General features: G+C 62.6%; 16 protein-coding genes. 13 read left to right on the top strand and 3 right to left on the bottom strand.

Going from position 1 to position 16139, the window contains the following annotated elements; all coding sequences use genetic code 11:
- Positions 1-373 precede the first annotated feature (373 nt).
- A complete protein-coding gene (locus E8Q41_RS05650) occupies positions 374-967 on the top strand; it encodes a GGDEF domain-containing protein (RefSeq protein ID WP_170976374.1) in 594 nt (197 codons plus the stop codon).
- A 6-nt stretch (positions 968-973) separates the two neighbouring features.
- On the opposite strand, the gene E8Q41_RS05645 is transcribed toward E8Q41_RS05650, so the two are convergent.
- Positions 974-1396: a MerR family transcriptional regulator gene (locus E8Q41_RS05645; protein WP_205910373.1), complete on the bottom strand. Its 423-nt coding sequence runs from the start codon at positions 1394-1396 to the stop codon at positions 974-976.
- 50 nt (positions 1397-1446) lie between these two features.
- Between E8Q41_RS05645 and E8Q41_RS05640 the strand changes: the two genes are divergently transcribed.
- Positions 1447-2202 carry a glutaredoxin gene (locus E8Q41_RS05640; protein ID WP_137154546.1) on the top strand — a complete coding sequence of 252 codons (756 nt, stop codon included), beginning with the start codon at positions 1447-1449 and terminating at the stop codon, positions 2200-2202.
- Between the two features lie 153 nt (positions 2203-2355).
- Complete coding sequence (locus E8Q41_RS05635) at positions 2356-2592, top strand: DUF4189 domain-containing protein (RefSeq protein ID WP_170976373.1); 237 nt, start codon at positions 2356-2358, stop codon at positions 2590-2592.
- Between the two features lie 4 nt (positions 2593-2596).
- Here E8Q41_RS05635 and E8Q41_RS05630 read toward each other — a convergent pair whose 3' ends face one another.
- Entirely contained in the window at positions 2597-3754 is a 1158-nt protein-coding gene (locus E8Q41_RS05630) for a thioesterase domain-containing protein (RefSeq protein ID WP_205910372.1), read from the bottom strand.
- A 177-nt stretch (positions 3755-3931) separates the two neighbouring features.
- Positions 3932-4957: an alcohol dehydrogenase AdhP gene (gene adhP, locus E8Q41_RS05625; RefSeq protein ID WP_137154543.1), complete on the bottom strand. Its 1026-nt coding sequence runs from the start codon at positions 4955-4957 to the stop codon at positions 3932-3934.
- A 242-nt stretch (positions 4958-5199) separates the two neighbouring features.
- Here adhP and E8Q41_RS05620 point away from each other — a divergent pair, with 242 nt between their 5' ends.
- The 10 genes from E8Q41_RS05620 (at position 5200) to recN (ending at position 15976) form a co-directional block, all read left to right on the top strand.
- A complete protein-coding gene (locus E8Q41_RS05620; protein ID WP_137154542.1) occupies positions 5200-5820 on the top strand; it encodes a TetR/AcrR family transcriptional regulator in 621 nt (206 codons plus the stop codon).
- The gene (locus tag E8Q41_RS05615; RefSeq protein ID WP_348640011.1) at positions 5817-6107 is read left to right on the top strand and encodes a YciI family protein; all 291 of its coding nucleotides are present in this window, start codon (positions 5817-5819) and stop codon (positions 6105-6107) included. Before E8Q41_RS05620 ends, E8Q41_RS05615 begins: the two co-directional genes overlap by 4 nt.
- A gap of 116 nt (positions 6108-6223) precedes the next feature.
- On the top strand, positions 6224-6481 hold the full coding sequence (locus E8Q41_RS05610; RefSeq protein WP_170976371.1) for a hypothetical protein: 258 nt from the start codon (positions 6224-6226) through the stop codon (positions 6479-6481).
- Positions 6482-6669: 188 nt separating this feature from the next.
- On the top strand, positions 6670-7596 hold the full coding sequence (locus E8Q41_RS05605) for a D-alanine--D-alanine ligase (protein ID WP_137154540.1): 927 nt from the start codon (positions 6670-6672) through the stop codon (positions 7594-7596).
- Positions 7584-8525 (top strand): cell division protein FtsQ/DivIB, encoded by a 942-nt coding sequence (locus E8Q41_RS05600; protein ID WP_246660090.1) that lies wholly within the window; start codon positions 7584-7586, stop codon positions 8523-8525. Before E8Q41_RS05605 ends, E8Q41_RS05600 begins: the two co-directional genes overlap by 13 nt.
- Positions 8522-9853, top strand: a complete 1332-nt coding sequence (ftsA, locus tag E8Q41_RS05595) for a cell division protein FtsA (protein WP_137154538.1) — start codon at positions 8522-8524, stop codon at positions 9851-9853. Before E8Q41_RS05600 ends, ftsA begins: the two co-directional genes overlap by 4 nt.
- A gap of 137 nt (positions 9854-9990) precedes the next feature.
- Positions 9991-11868 carry a cell division protein FtsZ gene (gene ftsZ, locus E8Q41_RS05590; protein WP_137154537.1) on the top strand — a complete coding sequence of 626 codons (1878 nt, stop codon included), beginning with the start codon at positions 9991-9993 and terminating at the stop codon, positions 11866-11868.
- 421 nt (positions 11869-12289) lie between these two features.
- Positions 12290-13243, top strand: a complete 954-nt coding sequence (gene lpxC / locus E8Q41_RS05585) for a UDP-3-O-acyl-N-acetylglucosamine deacetylase (protein WP_137154536.1) — start codon at positions 12290-12292, stop codon at positions 13241-13243.
- Between the two features lie 186 nt (positions 13244-13429).
- Entirely contained in the window at positions 13430-14284 is an 855-nt protein-coding gene (locus tag E8Q41_RS05580; RefSeq protein ID WP_137154535.1) for an outer membrane protein assembly factor BamD, read from the top strand.
- Positions 14285-14302: 18 nt separating this feature from the next.
- Complete coding sequence (recN, locus tag E8Q41_RS05575) at positions 14303-15976, top strand: DNA repair protein RecN (RefSeq protein ID WP_137154534.1); 1674 nt, start codon at positions 14303-14305, stop codon at positions 15974-15976.
- The last annotated feature ends 163 nt before the right edge of the window (positions 15977-16139 follow it).

The following is a 16139-nucleotide window of genomic DNA, read 5'->3' as shown; positions in this document are numbered from 1 at the left end:
GTAAACCTGAGCGTGTTGTGGTATTTTTACTAGCGACATTTTGAGACGCTGAACAGAAAGAATGTCCACAAATCGAATTTATCTACGTATCGTAGCGTCTACCCTGAGTCGAAGACGGTCGGGGCGATTATTTGGTTTTTTGTAGTTTATACAATTATAGGTTTTCATGTTCGGATTTTTGACGAAGCTAAAGGTCATGACCGCTACGGGCGCTGACACCCTGACGCGTTCCAGGGTCGCCTGCAACGCTTTTCGGGGGGCGTTGTGTTTCTCCTTGAGCTTGACGCTGGCGCAGGTTTCCATCTGTCTGATCGTCTATCGGTTCGATCTTCTGCCGCCTGACCCGGCCCATTTTCTATTTTGCATATCGTGGATGACGCCGCTTCTGGCGCTGTTCGGCGCGTTCATCGTCTATTATCGCGCCGGGCTCCGCATCCACGGGCTGAGGGTCACCAACAAAGCGCTGGACGAGATGAGCCGGATCGACCCTTTGTCGAAGCTTCTCAATCGGCGCGCCTTTCTCGACGCTTTCGCCAAGCGGAAGGAAGATTCGATCCTCATCGTCTTCGACATCGACTTTTTCAAGCAGGTCAACGACCGGCACGGCCATGCGGCCGGCGACGAGGTGATCGAAACGGTGGCTGGGGTCATTTGCCGGGTGTTCCATCGGGCTACAGACGTCGTATGCCGGTTGGGCGGCGAGGAATTCGGCGTGCTCAGCCAGGCGTCGCGGCTGGAGGAGGATTATCATCGCGCCGAGCGGGTTCGTGCCGAGACAATCCGTTGCGAGTTCTCGACCGGCGAACAAAGTTTTTTCGTCACTCTCTCGGGCGGTATGGCGCATGCCGCCTTGGGGGTGGAGTTCGAGGCGGCCTTCAAGCAGGCCGACATGGCGCTCTATGCTGCAAAACAGCGCGGACGGAATCTGATTCTCGGGCCGGGTCTCGGCGATGCGTGCCGCCCATGATGTCGGTCATTCGGTCGTGAATGCGTCGAGGATCGGACATGGGCCGTCCGGCCCATGGGCGCAGGCCTGCGCCAGACGACCGAGTGCTGTCTTTGCGGCTTGCAGTTCGGCGATCTTCTGATCCAGCGCGAGAATTCTCGCGTCGGCGAGTTGCCGCGCCCGCCGACGGTCGTTTTCAGCGTCGAGCCTGAGCAGTTCGGCGATTTCCTCTAGGGTGAACCCGGCCTTCTGCGCTGAGCGGATGAAGCGCAGCCGCCGCACATCTCCATCCCCGTAGCGACGCACCCCGCCGGAGAGGCCCGAGCCTTCGGGGCGCGGTGGAACGTCGATCAAGCCGCGGCGTTGGTAAAAGCGGATAGTTTCAACCCCGACGCCGCCTGCTTCGGCGAGTTTCGCAATCGTCAATGGCATCCCTTGACTCCGTATCATGGTACGGAGGCTATATCGGTGGCGTGGTTCCGAAAACAAGAGGAAAAATCATGACCAAGGAAGCGACGCTCTATCGCATGGTGATGGACAAGCATATCTGCCCCTATGGGCTCAAATCCAAGGATCTGCTCGAGCGGCGGGGTTACAGGGTCGAGGATCGCTGGCTGACCAGCCGGGAGCAAACCGATCGCTTCAAGACTGACCATCAGGTCAAGACGACGCCGCAGACCTTTATCGACGGGGTGAGTATTGGCGGCCATGATGATCTCCGCCGTCATTTCGGACTTGCCGTCGCCGATCCCTCCAAACCCACTTATCGCCCGGTGATTGCGCTCTTCTCCGTGGCGGCCCTCATGGCTGTGGCGACGAGCTATGCCGCCTTTGGCGATGCGCTGACGATGCGGGCCTTCGAATGGTTCATCGCGTTCAGCATGTGTATCCTGGCGATCCTCAAACTGCAAAACATCGAGACTTTCTCAACGATGTTCTTGAACTACGATCTGCTGGCGCGGCGCTGGGTGGGCTATGGCTATATCTATCCTTTCGCGGAAGCGCTTGCGGGCGTTTTGATGGTGGCCGGCGCATTGTCTTGGTTGTCCATTCCGGTGGCCCTGTTCATTGGAACGATCGGCGCGGTCTCCGTCTTCAAGGCGGTGTATGTCGACAAGCGCCAATTGAAATGCGCCTGCGTCGGCGGTTCTTTCAACGTGCCGCTCGGCTTCGTATCCTTGACGGAAAATGTGATGATGGTCGCCATGGCGTTGTGGATGCTTTACGGCCTGCTGGGCGGTCATGGCCCTATGTAAGCTGATGCAAAGTATCCTCGGACAAGCCCGGCGAGCAATTCACCCAAAATGAGTGGGGGCGGTCTGACTGTCCCCGGCGCCTTGTCGCTGGCGCATGACGGCGTTTTGTGAGACGAAATTCCCCAGAACCAGATATGCGCAGGAGGAAATCACGTGGCGAAACTTCACAAGATCGGTTTGATTGCATTGGCTTTGGCGGCTGCGACCCTGTCGACGACCAGCGCCGCTCGCGCCTGGGGCTGCATCGCCGTCTCCGAAGAGGGGTCCTATGGCTATAGCTACAATTACGACAACGAGGCCGACGCGACCGAGCGCGCGCTCAACGAATGCGCCAATAAAACAACGACCGAGTCCGTGTGCGAAATCACGGAATGCAATGAAGATACCTGATCGATCAGCCTGATTTGCTCGAATTCTGAAGGCGTTCGCCGATTGTCGCGGCGAGCGCCTTTGCATTTCGGCCGACCAGCATGCTGAGATGCGTGCCGTTTGTCTCGATCCATTCCACATTGGCGAGATGCGGAGCCCAGACGTCCCGGGATGGACAATCGATCGGCGAGCCGGCGGACGAGGTGACGAAATGGGTCTTCCCCTCGTATCGGCGCGGCTGATAGAGCCCCTTCATCCGCATGATCTGCTCTCCCATCCCCGTGTAAGCCGGCGGAAAGCCATGCACCCATTGCGGATTGAACAAGGGGTAATCGGCTTTTTCTGGCGAGAGAAAGCGCAGGAGCAGCCGATGTCCCTTCCGCTTCGGATATCCGGCGCCGCAGCCCGGCTTGCCGTTGACGGCGTAGCGATCGAGCCTCCGGCGCAAGGCGAGAAAAGCCAGCGCTTGCCGGCAGACCACCCGGGCCATCAGCCTCAGCCATTGCGCAGTTGAAATGCAATGATCGCTGAGGGGGCTGTCCAACATAGCAAGAAACTCGATCTTCTCGCCCTCAGCCTCCAGCGCGCGGGCAAGTTCGAGCGCGATGACGCCGCCGAAGGAATATCCCATCAATCGATAGGGCCCCCGCTTCTGCACGCGGCGAATGGCGCAGAGCGCGTCCTGGACTTCGCTTTCGACCGTCGGCAAAGCATGCGGTTGAAACGGATGCGCCTTGACCGCAAGACCGTGGATGGCGCCGTTAAAGGGGAGGGCGCTGATCAGTTCTCGCATTTCGAGAAAGCAATTTGCCCCGCCCGCATAGCAAAAGAGCGGGCGTTCATGGTCTCCTTCACGCAGAAGCACGCGTTTTTCATCCGAATAGGCGCGCTCCGTGCGTATGGCGTCGGCGATCTCTGCGACGTTGCGGCAGCGATAGAAGATGTTGACGTCCAGCTCGATCCCGGTGGCGCGCCAGAATTCGCGGATGATGCGGAGGGCTCGATTGACGCCAAGACCAACGTCCAGGAGATCTTGTTGCGGATCAAGTCTGGTCTTGAGAGCTTTCTCGGCGATGTCGAGCAACCGCGCAACGACCTGGTCGTCAGGGGCGGCGTCGAGCCGCTCTCCGGGGCTGGCGTCGCCGCTTCGGCGCTCGGTCCCCGCTCCGTCGCCAGTCTGCAATTGTATCCCCGACATCGTCTCGCCGTCACAAAGCCCTTTTCGGTCCACCATGGATCGAAAAGATGAATAGAAGCTTGGCGGATGCTATATTTTGGAAACCTGCAGAGTATATTTTATGGACTGTCATGTCCGCTGTGCGCCCGAAAATCTTCGTGCGCACAGCGTGGCTGTCCTCGATCAGCTCAGATCGAGCACGATACGTCCGTCGATCTTACCTTCGATCATCCGGTCGAAAATTGTATTGATGTTTTCCAGCTTGTCCCATGAAAAATGCGATTTTACCTTGCCTTCGCCGGCGAATTGCAGGGACTCTTCGAGATCCTGCCGGGTGCCGACGATCGAGCCGCGCACGGTGATGCGTTTGAGCACGGTGTCGAACACGGGAAGGGCGATCTTCGACGGCGGCAGACCGACGAGCGACATGGTGCCGCGCGAACGCAGCATGTGGAAGGCCTGCTCCATGGCTTGGGGCGATACAGCGGTCACCAGCGCGCCATGCGCGCCGCCGATCGTCTTCTGCACCTGCTCGACGGCGTCTTCCTGTCTTGCGTCAACCAGGAGGTCGGCGCCGAGATCGCGGGCGAGCGTGAGCTTGTCTTCATGCACATCGACGGCGACGACATGCAGGCCCATGGCCTTGGCGTATTGCACCGCCATATGGCCGAGGCCGCCGACGCCCGAAATCACCACCCATTCGCCGGGCCGCGCTTCGGTTTCCTTGAGGCCCTTATAGACGGTGACGCCGGCGCAGAGCACGGGGGCGGCGGGGCCGAAATCCAGCGCGTCGGGCAGGCGGCCGACAAAATCGGGATCGGCGAGGCCATATTCGGCGAAGGAGCCGTTGACGGAATAGCCGGTGTTCTGCTGGCTGCCGCACAGCGTTTCCCAGCCGGTGCGGCAATGTGGGCAGTAGCCGCAGGCCGTGTGCAGCCAGGGCACGCCGACGCGGTCGCCTTCCTTGACGCGCTTCACATTCTTGCCCGCCTTGGCGACAAAGCCGACGCCTTCATGGCCTGGAATGAAGGGCGGCGAGGGCTTGACCGGCCAGTCGCCATGGGCGGCGTGCAGGTCGGTGTGGCAGACGCCGGTCGCCTGGAAACGCACCAGGATCTGGTCGTCGTCAGGGTCGGGGATCGGCAGTTCTTCGATCACCAGCGGTTTCTTGAACTCCCGCACGACGGCGGCTCGCATCAGATTGGACATGTCCGGCTCCTGGTCAAAGGGATCCCGTTGGCTCGCCGCAAGCGGTCAAGCCTCAAGGTGAAGTGATCTCTGGTTGCGAAGCCAATCTAGCCGGGCGGCGCGGGCGGACCTTGATCAGTGTCAAACGATGCGCCTGTCGTCAAAAATTCACGAAGCGAATGCGTCGGGTGATTGACGAATTAGGGCGTTTGCCCTAATTTCCTTTAGGGCAATTGTCCTATTGGCGTCGGCAGGAGGCAATCATGGCGGGACGACAGACCCGGAGCGATATCGTCAAGGCGGCCGACGAGCTGTTCTATCGGCGAGGCTATGAGCCGACCTCATTTGCCGACATCGCCGAGAAGGTGAACATCTCGCGCGGCAATTTTTACCATCATTTCAAGGTGAAAGACGAGATTCTCAACGAGGTGATTCAAAAGCGCGCCGTCGACCGACAGGCGATGCTGGACGCCTGGGAGGGGGAGGAGACGACGCCTGCGGGGCGTATCGGCCGCTTCATCGATATTCTCGCGATGAACTGCGATAAGATCCGCTTGCATGGCTGCCCGATCGGCACTTTGACCAGCGAACTCGCCAAGCTCGACCACCCGGCGCGGGAGGAGGCGGTGGCGTTGTTCTCGCTGTTCAGAAACTGGTTGAACCGGCAATTCGTCGAGATGGGTCTCGAGGAGAAGGCGGATCGTCTCGCCATGGAGTTGCTTGCCCGCAGCCAGGGCGCGGCCACTCTCTACAATGCCTTCCGCGACGATGATTTTCTGAGCCGTGAGATCGCGGCGATGAAGCGCTGGGTTGCGGGCGTCGCCGCCACGGCGGCATCATTGACAAAAGACCAATCAATCAAAGACCTGGAGAGGGGTTTATGATGTTCATCATCTTGCTGAAGTTCACCGACAACAGGGCCCGCGCAAAGGACCTCATGGACGGTCATAATGACTGGCTGCGGCGGGGTTTCGACCAAGGCTTGCTTCTGATGGCCGGCAGTCTGCAGCCCGGCCTCGGCGGCGCGGTGATTGCGGTGGGAGGCGATCGCGCTGCGATCGAGGCCTTTGTGGCGGAAGATCCCTTCGTGGCCGAAGGTGTTGTGGCCGCCGACATTCACGAAGTTGCGCCGAAACGGCTGGACGAAAGACTGGCTTTCCTCGCCGCTTAGCGCATTTTGTTCGGATTCCGCAAAAAAAAGATCCGTCTGACACCGTATCGCCGTAGCGGGGAGACGTTCGGCTTCTTACGATCAGCTTATCGAATCGCAGGTCAGGCAGGCGGAGCATGGACCCGGATTGGTCGATGACGGAGCAGCGCGAGGCGTGGGCGCTGCGGAGAGCTTACGACATCGTCATGCGCGAGGGCGGCAGCCTTGTACGGGCCGCGCAATGGCTCGACAAGAAGGGGACGGCCTCCAGCACCGTTCGTCTGCGCGAGGCTATCGCGCAGTCTCTGATGGAAGCGCTTGCTGTACGGATCGAGGCGCGGCGGGCTTCCGTTGATACTGAGCCGGGCCGAGCATCCGACGACCGTGGCCATTGAGCCACAACCCCGCCGATCCTCAGCATTTTTTCGAATTCGCTGTTCCTCATTAAGACTGGTTAACGGGTCGTTAACCTTAATCGTCTTTACTCAATCCTAACGAATCCTGTCCGCGCGCGGCGTGCTGGCGTCAGCTTCAAGCAAGGGCGGATTTCTAGTTTCGGCGTTTGAGTTTTCGGGGATTGGGAATGAGCGAAAAGCATGTGGCGGTGTTGATGGGCGGATTTTCCTCCGAGCGACCGGTTAGCCTGTCGTCCGGATCCGCCTGCGCCGACGCTCTGGAGGCGGAGGGTTACCGCGTCAGCCGCGTCGATGTCGGCCGCGACGTCGCCTCGGTGCTGGTCGAGCTCAAGCCCGACGTGGCTTTCAATGCGCTGCATGGTCCTTATGGCGAGGATGGCTCGATCCAGGGCATCCTCGAATATCTCGAAATTGCCTACACCCATTCCGGCGTCCTCGCCTCGGCGCTCGCCATGGACAAGGGTCAGGCGAAGAAGATCGCCAAGGCCAATGGCATTCCCGTCGCCGAATCGAAGGTGATGAACCGCTTCGACTTCACCGCCGTCCATCCGATGCGGCCGCCCTATGTGGTCAAGCCGGTGCGCGAGGGGTCGAGCTTCGGCGTGGTCATCGTCAAGGAAGATCAGAGCCATCCGCCGCAGGTCATCACCTCGTCGGATTGGCGCTATGGCGATACGGTCATGGTCGAGCGCTATGTCGCCGGCCGCGAACTGACCTGCGGGGTGATGGGCGATGTCGCTCTCGGAGTCACCGAAATCGCGCCGCAGGGCCACGCCTTTTATGATTATGATGCGAAATACGCCGCCGGCGGCTCTGTCCACGTGATTCCGGCGCAAATTTCACCGAAAATTTACCAAACTGTTCAAATGCTGGCCCTCAAGGCGCACAAGGCGATGGGCTGCCGCGGAGTGTCTCGTTCCGACTTCCGCTACGACGATCGTTTCTCAGAGGACGGAGAACTGATCTGGCTGGAAATCAACACCCAGCCAGGCATGACTCCCACGTCGCTGGTGCCCGAAATGGCCGCTCATGCCGGCCACTCCTTTGGCGAATTCCTGCGATGGATGGTGGAGGACGCATCGTGCCAGCGTTGAAACTCCTCGGCTCTCGAAAAAACTATGCCGACGACAAGCTCTGGGCCGACGGCTCGGGCGAGGGCGGCGAGAAGATGATCCTGCCGCGGCCGCTGCGCCGCGTGGTGCGCTTCATGGGCAGCCTGGCTGCGGGCCGCGTCAATATTCCGCGTCATCTCGGCAGCGTCTCGCTGGTCGCCTTCTATGGCCTGACGGCGACCTACGCCTTTACGCTCAGCGGCGAGACGCCGGATGTCGCCCAGGCCGTGAGCTCTGTCGCCGGTTTCGCGATCAACAACGTCAAGGTGTCCGGCAATTTCCACACCTCGGAAATCGACATTCTTGAGAAGCTCGGTCTCGACGGCGCCACGTCGCTGATGTCGCTCGACGCGCAGCGCACGCGTGAGGCGCTGAAAAGCCTGCCCTGGGTGCGCGACGCCGAAGTCCGCAAGATCTATCCCGACACGGTGGCGGTGAAGCTCGTCGAACGCGACGCCTTCGGCATCTGGCAGCACGGCCAGGACCTGTCGCTGATCGAGAAGAACGGCAGCGTGATCGCGCCGCTGCGCGACAACAAATTCGCCCATCTGCCGCTCTTCGTCGGCCGCGACGCCGAAACCGGCGCCGCCGAGATCATGGCCGATTTCGACAAATGGCCCGACATCAAGGCGCGCGCAAAGGCTTATATCCGCGTCGCCGGCCGCCGCTGGGACGTGCAGCTCGACAATGGCGTGCTGATCAAGCTGCCGGAGCGCGACATGGATCGCGCCATGGCGGAGCTTGCCGAACTGAACCGCGATCACCAGCTCGTTGAGCGCGACATCGTCGCGGTCGATTTCCGGTTGGCCGATCGCACCACCATCCAGCTGAGCGAGGGCGCGACCGAGCGCCGGGCCAAGGCTGTGGCGCTGCGCGCCAAGGCGCTCAAGAAGGCGGAGGAGCAGATATGAGCATCTTCCGTTCGGCTGGCTCCACGACGCCGCGCCTGAAGCCCCTGAATTCCAAACGCGCCCATACGGTCAGCGTGCTCGACATCGGCTCGACCAAGGTCGTCTGCATGATCGCGCGGCTGACGCCGCGCGAAGCCTCCGAGGTTCTTCCCGGACGCACCCACAAGATCGAGATCATCGGCATCGGCCATCAGCGGTCGCGCGGCATCAAGTCGGGCGTCATCTCCGATCTCGACGCGCTGGAAGGCGTGATCCGCAACGCGGTCGACGCCGCCGAGCGCCAGGCAAAGCTGACCGTCGACAGCCTGATCGTCAACGTCTCCGCCGGCCGGCTGCAGAGCGACATCTACACCGCCGCCATCGATCTCGGCGGCCAGGAAGTCGATCAGGAAGACGTGCGCCGCGTGCTGGTCGCCGCCTGTCATCAGTCGCAGCGCCACGACCGGGCCGTTCTGCATTCGCTGCCCACCGGCTTCTCGCTCGACGGCGAGCGCGGCATCGCCGATCCGGTCTCGATGTTCGGCGACACGCTGGGCGTCGATATGCATGTGCTGACCGCCGAGCGCACCGCGATCAAGAATATCGAGCTCTGCGTCAACCGCGCCCATCTGACCGTCGAGGGCGTGGTGGCGACGCCCTATGCGTCGGGCCTGGCGGCGCTCGTCGAGGACGAACTGGAGCTCGGCTGCGCAGCCATCGACATGGGCGGCGGCGCGACCACGATTTCCGTCTTCGCCGAGGGCAAGCTGGTGCATGCCGACGCCATCGGTCTCGGCGGCCATCACGTCACCACCGATCTCGCCCGCGGGCTCTCGACCCGCATCGAAGAGGCCGAGCGCATCAAGGTCATGCATGGGTCGGCGCTGTCGAACTCCACCGACGACCGCGAACTCGTCTCGGTTCCGCCGATCAGCGAGGAAGATCACGAGCAGCCGAGCCAGGTGCCGAAGGCGTTGATCTCCAAGATCGTCCGCGCCCGCGTCGAGGAAACGCTCGAAATGATTCGCGACCGCATTCGCAGCTCCGGTTTCTCGCCGATCGTCGGCAAGCGCCTGGTGCTCACCGGCGGCGCAAGCCAACTCACCGGCCTGCCGGAGCTCGCGCGACAGATCTTCGCCCGCAATGTCCGGATCGGCCGGCCGATGGGCGTCAAGGGTCTGCCGCCGGCGGCGAAGGGACCGGCATTCTCCACCGCCGTGGGTCTCCTGATTTATCCGCAATTCGCGGATATCGAGATTCACGCTGCGGAGCATGGGCTTCTGTCTTCCTTGGCGGGCGGCAATGGCCGCATCGCGCGCATGGGGCATTGGCTGAAGAGCAGTTTTTGAGTTTCGCCGCGAGGGGGATACCACTCGCGGCGCGGAAGATCCCAACGCCAGTCCGCCGGCCGAGCCGGTCCGGAACGGCATGTCAGGAATAAAGACCGGAACGGCGGTACGGTCGGAATACAGGAAGGACTGAGAACATGACCATCAAATTGCAGAAGCCGGACATCACCGAGCTGAAGCCGCGCATCACCGTTTTCGGTGTCGGCGGCGGCGGCGGCAACGCCGTGAACAACATGATCAGCGCCGGCCTGCAGGGCGTCGACTTCGTCGTCGCCAATACGGACGCGCAGGCGCTGGCCATGACCCGCGCCGAACGCATCATCCAGATGGGCGTTCAGGTCACCGAAGGTCTCGGCGCCGGTTCCCAGCCTGACGTCGGCCGCGCGGCCGCCGAAGAGTGCCTCGACGAGATCATCGATCATCTCTCCGGCACGCATATGTGCTTCGTCACCGCCGGCATGGGCGGCGGCACCGGTTCGGGCGCAGCCCCGGTCGTCGCGCAGGCCGCCCGCTCCAAGGGCATCCTGACCGTGGGCGTGGTCACCAAGCCGTTCCACTTCGAAGGCCAGCGCCGCATGCGCATCGCCGATCAGGCCATCACCGAACTGCAGAAGTCGGTCGACACGCTGATCGTGATCCCGAACCAGAACCTGTTCCGCATCGCCAACGACAAGACCACCTTCGCCGACGCGTTTGCGATGGCCGACCAGGTGCTCTATTCGGGCGTCGCCTGCATCACCGACCTGATGGTCAAGGAAGGCCTGATCAATCTCGACTTCGCCGACGTTCGCTCGATCATGCGCGAAATGGGCCGTGCGATGATGGGCACCGGCGAATCCTCCGGCGAAGGCCGCGCATTGGCCGCCGCCGAAGCCGCGATCGCCAACCCGCTGCTCGACGAAACCTCAATGAAGGGCGCCCAGGGCCTGCTGATCTCCATCACCGGCGGTCGCGACATGACGCTGTTCGAAGTGGACGAAGCTGCAACCCGCATCCGCGAAGAGGTCGATCCCGACGCCAACATCATCCTCGGCGCGACGTTCGATGAAGCCCTGGAAGGCATCATCCGCGTCTCCGTCGTGGCCACCGGCATCGATCGCGCTCAGAACGCGGGAGAGTCGCGCCCTTTTGAAGTAAAGCCGGCGGCAAGGCCGGTGATCCGCCCGCAGGCTTCCGCTCCTGTCGCGCCGATTTCGCAGCCGGCTCCCCAGCCGGTGATGCAGCAGCCCGTGTTGTCTCAGCCGATCGCGGCTCCGCAGCCGCAGCCGGTCATGCCTGTGATGCAGGCTCCGCAGCCGGTCGCGCCGCGCCATGATCCGGTGGCGGAAACCATCCGCGCCGCCGAAATCGACATGGAGCGCGAACTCGAGATCGCCGTCTCGCAGCCGCTGATGCGCGAACTCGACCAGCCGGCCCAACCTGCCCAGGACAGCTTCCGTCCTGCGAGCCGCCTGTTCTCGGCGCCGGCTCCCGAGCCGATGCAGGTTCAGCAGCGTCCGGTCCAGCAGGCTTCGCAGCCGATGGCGCCGGTCCTGGAAACCCAGCCGCAGCCGATGCAGATGCGCGCGCCGGTCGCTCCGGCGCCTCAGCCGCAGCCCGCTCCGGCCCCGCAGATGCGCGCCGAACCCTCGCTGATGGCCCAGGTGCGGTCCGAAGCCGAAACCCATCGCATGCCGAAGGTCGAGGACTTTCCGCCGGTGGTGAAGGCCGAGATGGAGCATCGCTCGTCGCCCGCAGCCCAGGCGCATGCCGAAGAGCGTGGTCCGATGGGCCTGCTCAAGCGGCTGACCTCGTCGCTGAGCCGCAAGGAAGACGAGCCTGCCGCTCCCTCCGACATGACCTCCGGCGCGCCTTCGGCCGCGTCCCAGCAGCGTCGTCCGCTGTCTCCGGAAGCCAGCCTCTATGCGCCGCGCCGCGGCAATCTCGACGATCTCGGCCGCGCCGCGCCGTCGCAGCCGCGCAGCCAGGAAGAAGAGCTGGATATCCCGGCCTTCCTGCGCCGCCAGTCGAACTGAGACCTCCACCGATTCAGAGGGCCCGGTTCACGCCGGGCCCTTTTCGATTCGGGTTTCGACCCTGTTTCAAAGCGGCGCAGACCGCATTTTCTGGCTCTGCCATCCCGCCATCATGATCGCCGCAGTGGTTTCCATATTTCTGTCCACATGTGCTTTCCCACGCGATCGGGACTGTGGAGCGCCGTGACTTCCAGTGTCTCGGCTTCCAGGGACATTGCCCTGCGACGCCAAGGACTTGCGCTCCGTTACAGACGGAAAGAAACATTGATTTGGATTGCCGCCGACCGGTCGCTATTTTCACGATGGATCTGCTTGGAGGGAGCGATCCGATCGAGTTGCGAGCGAAAGCGCGCGGAATGCATGGTTAAATCCGGGTTGCCGGATGGATGGGCAGAAGGCCCATTCGGAAATGTGGGGCCAAATGGCATCAGGACTGGCTGGATTTGAAACGACGTTCGCAAATCCCTTCACCATTCGCGGCATAGGCGTTCATTCGGGCGCTGATGTGACCGCCACCTTTAATCCCGCCGACGCGGGAACCGGCATCATCTTCCAGCGCACTGGGCCGAATGGCGAGGTGACCGAACTCAAGGCCGTGTCGGCGACCGTCGGCAACACCGATCTGTGCACGGTGCTCGGCACGCATCCGGCGCGCTCTGTCGCGACCGTCGAACATGTCATGGCCGCGCTTTATGCGCTCGGCATCGACAACGCCATCATTGAGATCGACGCCGGGGAAGCGCCGGTCATGGACGGCAGTTCGGCCATGTTCATCGACGCGATCGAACAGGCGGGCATCAAGACGCTGACTAAGAAGCGCCGTTACATCCGCGTGCTCAAGCAGGTGCGAATCGATGTCGGCTCGTCCTGGGCCGAATTCCACCCCTATGACGGCACCCGCTTCGAAGTCGAAATCGATTTCCCCAGCCCGACCATCGGCCGGCAGAGCTGGAAGGGCGACCTGACGGCTGCGAACTTCAAGAGCGAATTGTCGCGCGCCCGCACCTTCGGCTTCATGCGCGATGTGGAGCGGCTCTGGGCCGCCGGCCTCGCGCTCGGCTCCTCGCTCGAAAATTCCGTGGTGATCGGCGACGATCATCGCGTCATCAATGTCGAAGGCCTGCGTTATCCTGACGAATTCGTTCGTCACAAGACGTTGGACGCCGTGGGCGACCTGGCGCTTGCCGGCGCGCCGTTCCTCGGCCTCTATCGCTCCCATCGCGGCGGCCACAAGGTCAACGCCTTGGCGCTGAAGGCGCTGCTGTCGGACGCCTCGGCCTATGACATCGTCGAATCCGCCGGCCAGCGCGCCCGCGTTGCGGCGCCGGAGATGATCGCCGTTAGCAGGCAGGAATACGCTCACTGGACCGCCTGAGGCTCTATCTTGCGGGCGCGCCGGATCACCCGGCGCACCGACCCGTTTTCGCCACAAATTTGCCCGATGGGGTAAACATGGCGTTGCGATAGCTGTTATTTTATGGCTAGTAACGCCACGAACGGAGAGGCGAGGCGCATGGGCTTTTCGATTAGCCGGGCCCGCTGGGGATTTGCAGGAAGTGAGATGATGAAACTATCCACGCGCGCTGTGCTTGTGACCTTGGCGATCAGCGCCTCCGGCATGTTGATGTCGGCTTGCACCAGCGATCCCGATCTCGACATCACCAAACTGGGCGTTCAGACTGATCCCCCCGACGTGCTCTACAATCAGGGCCTCGCCAATATCAACGCCGGCAAGCTCACCGAAGCGCAGCGCAAGTTCGACGCCATCGACAAGCAGCATCCGTTCTCGGAATGGGCGCGCAAGGCGCTGGTGATGTCCACCTTCGTGAAATATCGCCAAGGCGATAACGAAGCCGCCATCCAGTCTGGCGAGCGCTACATGAACCTCTATGCCCAGACCAAGGACGCCGCCTACGTGCAGTACATGGTCGGTCTCGCCTACGCCAAGCAGATCCCGGTGGTGACGCAGGACCAGCGCGCCGCCGCCAAGACCATCGAAGCGATGCTCAAGGTCGTCAATAACTATCCGACCTCGGAATATGTCGACGACGCCCAGGTGAAAATCCGCATGGCCCGCGACAACCTGGCCGGCAAGGAAATGCAGATCGGCCGCTACTATCAGGAGCGGAAGGAATATCTCGCCGCCGTGTCGCGCTATCGCAATGTGGTCGAAAGCTTCTCCAACACCAACCAGGTCGAGGAAGCGCTGGCGCGCCTCGTGGAGTGCTACTACGCGCTCGGCCTGACCGATGAAGCCCAGACTGCCGCAGCCGTGCTTGGCCACAATTATCCGGACAGCGACTGGTACAAGGACAGCTTCGCGCTTCTGAAGGCGCAGGGGCTCGAGCCGCGCGAAAACACCGGCTCGTGGATCTCGCGCGCCGGCAAGAAGCTGCTTCTCGGCGAATCGACCTGAAACCAAATGGTCTGATCCATGCTCGTCCAGCTGTCGATCCGTGACATCGTCTTGATCGATCGGCTCGATCTCGCCTTCCAGCCCGGACTTTCGGTGCTGACGGGCGAGACCGGCGCTGGAAAGTCGATCCTGCTCGACTCCCTGTCGCTCGCCCTCGGCGGACGCGGCGATGGCGGCCTTGTTCGCCATGGCGAAGACAAAGGGCAGGTGACCGCCGTCTTCGATCTCCCGGGCGCGCATCCGCTGCGGACCTTCCTCAAGGACAACAGCATCGATGACGACGGCGATGTGATCTTCCGCCGCGTCCAGTCCGCCGACGGCCGCACGCGGGCTTTCGTCAACGACCAGCCTGTCTCGGTGCAGTTGATGCGCGAGGCCGGCGCCAAACTCGTCGAAATCCATGGCCAGCATGATGATCGCGCGCTGGTCGACACCGAAGCGCATCGTCTGCTGCTCGACGCCTTCGCCGGCCTCACCGAGGAATGCGAGGCGGTCGGCGCGCTTTACAAGACCTGGAAGGATTCGAGCCGCGAGCTCAAGAGCCATCGCGCCAAGGTGGAGGCCGCCGCCCGCGAGGCCGATTATATCAGGGCGTCGGTGGAGGAACTCGAAAAGCTTTCCCCGGTTGATGGCGAAGAGGAAGAACTGGCCGAAAGGCGCGCCCGGATGATGAAGGTCGAGCGCGTCGCCTCCGACATTTCCGAGGCTTCCGATTTTCTCAACGGCTCGGCTTCGCCGGTGCCGCATATCGCCTCGCTGGTGCGGCGGCTGGAGCGCAAGTCGCAGGAAGCGCCGGGCCTTCTGGAAGAGACCGTGCAGGCGCTGGACGAGGCGCTCGACCGGCTCTCGGATGCGCAGAATCTCGTGGAGTCGGCGCTGCGCCGCACCGAATTCGACCCCAAGGAGCTGGAGCGCGTCGAAGAGCGCCTGTTTGCGCTGCGCGCCGCCTCTCGCAAATATTCCGTGCCGGTCACCGGCCTGCCGGCGCTGGCCGCCAAGATGGCGGCCGATCTCACCGATCTCGACCAGGGCGAGGAAAGGCTGAAGCGGCTGGAAGAACGCGAGAAGGAAAACGCCGTCGTGTTCCTGACCGCGGCTCGCGCGCTGTCCGACAAGCGGCGGCATGCCGGCGCCTCGCTCGCCGAAGCCGTGATGGCCGAACTGCCGGCGCTGAAGCTCGAACGCGCCCGCTTCATGGTGGAAGTCACCGCCGATGAGAATGAGGCGACCGCCTCGGGCATCGACCTTGTCGAGTTCCACGTGCAGACCAATCCCGGCACGCGGCCCGGCCCGATCATGAAAGTGGCTTCGGGCGGCGAACTCTCGCGCTTCCTCTTGGCGCTCAAGGTGGCGCTCGCCGATCGCGGCTCGGCCCCGACTTTGGTGTTCGACGAAATCGACACCGGCGTGGGCGGCGCCGTCGCAGACGCCATCGGCCAGCGGCTCAAGCGCCTGTCGTCGCGCGTGCAGGTTCTCTCGGTCACCCATGCGCCCCAGGTCGCCGCCCGCGCCAACACGCATCTCCTGATCGCCAAGGGCCCGGTGGAAGGCGGCGACGGCCGCATCGCCACCCGCGTCTCCACCATGGCCGAGGACGAACGCCGCGAGGAAATCGCCCGCATGCTGGCCGGCGCCTCGATCACCGAAGAGGCGCGCGCGGCGGCGGCGAAATTGCTCGCGGGCGAGGGGTGAGAGCCGTCACTTGCGCGTGAGTTTCTGAGCAGGAGGCCTTCAAACAACGGGCCGAACCCTCTCCGCCGTCATGCTCGGCCCTGTGCCACTGCTGTCCGGTTTAAATTTCTGGACAAGGCGCATGACATTGATTCTACTCGGTTTCAGACGTTTCGCGGCGTTC

Source organism: Rhizobium sp. FKL33 (assembly GCF_005222915.1).
Taxonomy (GTDB): Bacteria; Pseudomonadota; Alphaproteobacteria; order Rhizobiales; family Rhizobiaceae; genus Rhizobium_E.
The sequence above is the reverse complement of the archived record's forward strand: the minus strand, read 5'-3'. Positions and strand labels throughout refer to the sequence as shown.